This is a genomic window from Desulfovibrio sp. 1214_IL3152 (assembly GCF_036763055.1).
In the GTDB taxonomy this organism is placed as follows: domain Bacteria; phylum Desulfobacterota; class Desulfovibrionia; order Desulfovibrionales; family Desulfovibrionaceae; genus Desulfovibrio.
Genome location: NZ_JBAIYW010000238.1, coordinates 1 through 3,802, shown reverse-complemented (window position 1 = coordinate 3,802; position 3,802 = coordinate 1). Strand labels below are relative to the sequence as shown.

General features: G+C 58.8%; 3 protein-coding genes. All 3 read right to left on the bottom strand.

Features of this window, described 5'->3' with window-relative positions:
* Window positions 1–219 precede the first annotated feature (219 nt).
* A complete protein-coding gene (locus V6C07_RS05015; RefSeq protein WP_333535267.1) occupies window positions 220–3,036 on the bottom strand; it encodes an FAD-binding and (Fe-S)-binding domain-containing protein in 2,817 nt (938 codons plus the stop codon).
* A 68-nt stretch (window positions 3,037–3,104) separates the two neighbouring features.
* A complete protein-coding gene (locus tag V6C07_RS05010) occupies window positions 3,105–3,284 on the bottom strand; it encodes a hypothetical protein (RefSeq protein ID WP_333535266.1) in 180 nt (59 codons plus the stop codon).
* 56 nt (window positions 3,285–3,340) lie between these two features.
* A partial coding sequence (locus tag V6C07_RS05005) for a molybdopterin oxidoreductase family protein (protein WP_333535265.1) occupies window positions 3,341–3,802 on the bottom strand: 462 nt, incomplete at its 5' end.

Below are 3,802 nucleotides of genomic sequence, written 5' to 3'. Positions count from 1 at the left end.
TGCGTGAGCCGCATCACACGGCACACGCAGGGCGGCGTCAGGCGGACCCGTGGTGGGGCATCCGCTCTGTTTGTTCAAAGGTTTCAGCGCAGCATCATGCCATGCCCCTGCGACTGTGCCCGGGCCGTTGTCCGTTCCGGGCGTGGGCGCGTCCCGTTTGTGCTGTTTGCGTTGTTGCGCGTCGTAAAATGTTGAACATGCGCTTCTTGATCAGGCGGCCTAAACGCTGGCCTCGTCCACCAGGAACACAATGGAATAGTAGGGAATGCCGCTGTGCAGCGAAAGCCCTATCTGGCAGGTACGGCTGGAGGAATAGCCCACATCGCAGGTGCTCACCTGCATGCGCAGGCTCTTGAGGGCGGCCTCGTTAAGTTCGGGGTGGCTAAAGCCCCTGTCACCCGCCCATCCGCAGCAATTGATGCCTTCCGGCACGATGACGTTTTCGGCACACATTTTTGCCAGTTTTTCCAGTTTGCCCTCAAGGCCCATCTTGCGCACCGAGCAGGTGGCGTGCAGGGCCACGGTTTTGGGCAGCTTGGTGAACTTGAGGCAGTCATCCATTTTTTCAAGAATGAACTCAATGGGTTCCATCAGCGTGAGGGCCGGATCAAGGGTCTGCTTCATGTGCAGCAGGCAGGGGCTTGTTTCGCAAAGTATGGGGAACTGCCCGTTATTGCTGGCTTCTTTAAGGGCCGCTTCCAGTTCTTTTTCCTTTTTGTGCGCCGCATCGACAAGTCCTTTGCTGGCAAAGGCCATGCCGCAACAGAGCTTGTCGAGGTCCTTGGGCAGGATGACATCATAGCCGCCCTTGAGCAGCACGCTGATAACGGCTTCAGGCTCTGTGCGGCGGTCGGTGTGCTCCTGCCCGGGACCCATATTGCGCGCGATGCAGCTGGGGAAGTAGACGACCCGTCTGGGGTTGGCGCTGTGGGTTTGGGGTATGCGCACCTTGCTGCCGCCCTTGGGCATGTCCTTGTTCCACAGAGGGGCCTTGTTAAAAGTGATGCAGCGCAGCAGCTTTGAGCCGTTTTCCATAAAGGTCGTGCCGAGGGCGCGGTGCAGCCTGTCAACACCGTTGAGCGCCAGAGACATGGTCCGGCAGGTTCCGGCAAAGTGGTCGGCAATGCTGCCTGCCATCTTGCGGCTGAGCGCCCCCGCTTCTCTCTGACGCAGGCTCTTGATGAAAACACCCGTATCCACGCCGGCGGGGCAGCGGGGACGGCACAGGCTGTCGGTGGCGCAGGTGGCGTTGCCCATGTATTCATACTGTTTTTCAAGCTTTTTAAGCTCTTTGCTGTTTGGGGCGGTTTCACGCAGGCGGCATATCTCGCGATAGGCCGTGATGCGCTGACGCGGTGTGAGCGTAAGATCGCGAGACGGACACACGGATTCGCAGAAGCCGCATTCCATACATTTGTCCACCAGTTCATCGGCCGGATGCAGAGGCTTGAGGTGTTTGATATGCCCCTGCGGATCGTCGTTCATGAGCACGCCGGGGTTGAGAATGCCCTTGGGGTCCAGCAGTTCCTTGATGGATTTCATGATGGAATAGGCGGCCGCGCCCCATTCCATTTCCACAAAGGGGGCCACGTTGCGGCCTGTGCCGTGCTCCGCCTTGAGGGAACCGTCGTATTTTTCGGTGATGAGCTTGCAGAAGTCGTCCATAAAGGCTGCGTAGCGCGCCACTTCGGCTGGTGCGCCAAAATCCTGCCAGAACACGAAGTGCAGGTTGCCGTCGCGGGCGTGGCCGAAGAGCGGGGCCACGGTGTAGCCGTGGCGGATAAAGAGGGCCTGCAGGTCTGTGGCGGCCTCGCCCAGACGCTCAAGGGGAAAGGCCACGTCTTCGATAACAATGGACGTACCCACGGGGCGCATGCCGCCCACCGAAGCAAGAATGCCCTTGCGTATCAGCCAGAGCTTGCCGTATTCCTCGGGCTTGTCGGTGAATTCGTGGGGTCGCACAAACTTGACGTCCTTGAACGCCTTGTTGATGGCGGCGATATTTTTATCCAGCTCTTCCTGCGTGGAAGCGCGCGTTTCCACAAGCAGGGAACAGACCTTGTCGTCCAGCGTGTCCAGCCCTTCCGGCAGGCCGGGCGTGCCTTCCACCGAGCGCAGCGACGCCCTGTCCATCAGTTCGGCCGAAGACACGGGCAGAGTTGCCACGGCCGAGGCCAGGTCACAGGCGTCTTTGACCGTGGGCAGCAGCATGAGGGCCGATGCCTTGAAGGGGGCTTCTTCCACCGTGCGGTAGGTCACTTCGGCGATAAAGCCCAGCGTGCCTTCGGAGCCGACCATAAGGTGCTGGAGGATTTCGTAGGGATCTTCGTAGTCCACCAGGGCGTTGATGCTGTAGCCTGTGGTGTTTTTGATCTTGAATTTGCGGCGTATGCGGTCGGCCAGGGTCTTGTCGGCCATGATGCGCCCGCGCAGGTCGCTCAGGCCGTCAAGGATGTGGCCGTGGGTTCTGGCAAAAGACGCGCGGCTTTTGGCATCGGCGGTGTCCAGCAGGGTTCCGTCCGACATGACCATGCGGGTGGATAGCACGGTTTTGTAAGAATTGTCGGCAGTGCCGCAGCACATGCCGCTGGCGTTGTTGGCAAAGATGCCGCCGATGAAGCAGCTGTCGATGGAAGCCGGGTCAGGCCCGATTTTTTTGCCGAATTCGGCAAGGATTTTGTTGGCTCCGGAACCGATGATGCCGGGCTGAAGGGTGATTTTTTCCGCGCCTTCGCTCACCCGCCAGTTTTTCCAGCCCTGGCCGATGCGCACCAGCACAGAATCCGTCACAGCCTGGCCGGAAAGGCTGGTTCCAGCCGCGCGGAAGGTCACGGCCACATTGAGGCGATCGGCCACGCCCATAAGCTGTATGACCTCTGCTTCATCCAGAACGTCCACCACGAGCTTGGGCGTAAGGCGGTAAACGCTCGCGTCCGTGCCATAGGCAAGAAGACGCAGCGGGTCGGTGTATATGCGGTTTTTGGGAATGAATTCCTGAATGGCGTCATAGAATTCTCTATAGGGTGCTGTCAGCATTAGGGATCCTCCAGGGCAGGACATGCCTGCGATGAGTTTCAGATATTCGTTATACAGGCTATCTATTGTTAATAGAAATCACCAGCAAAAAATGCCGCATGAAAAAAAGGCGTAAAAAGACCTGAGGGGTAGCGGTGGTGCTGGCCGGATTGCCGTCGGGACCATGCCGGATTGACGGCAGTTCCGGGAATCAGCGTAAACAGATATCCGTTTGGAAGAAAGCGTTGGAACGGGAATTTTTTTGCCAAAGCCCCGCGCCTCCGGCGCGGTGTTAAACCACCGCACCGGAGGACGTTGCAAGGCGTCAGATTTTTTCTATTTTAACAGCGCAGGCTTTGTATTCCGCCGTTTTGGTGATGGGGTCCATGGCGGTATTAGTAAGCCAGTTGGCGTTGCTTTCACGAAAATGAAAGGCCATCCATACCATGCCGCGAGGCATGTCGTCGGTAACCTTGGCCTGCACCGTAACCGAGCCACGGCGTGAAGACACGCGGATGTTGTCTCCGTCGGCAATGCCAAGGCGGGCTGCGTCGGCAGTGGAAATGTCCGCCGTATCATGCCCCATAAGGCTGTTCAGCCCTTTGCTGCGCCCTGTTTGCGTGCGCGTGTGGTAGTGATAGAGGCGTCTGCCGGAACTGAGCACAAAGGGATACTCTTCATCGGCCACTTCGGCGGCCGGAGTCCAGCTTACAGGCGCAAAAAGCCCCTTGCCGCGCGCGAAGTCGCCGTCCTTGTGCAGCACGGGGCTGCCGGGATGTTCCGCATG

What these genes read in the sequence shown, in the direction of transcription:
- V6C07_RS05015 (WP_333535267.1), bottom strand. Translation starts at nt 3,036, where the DNA reads ATGCTGACAGCACCCTATAGAGAATTCTATGACGCCATTCAGGAATTC.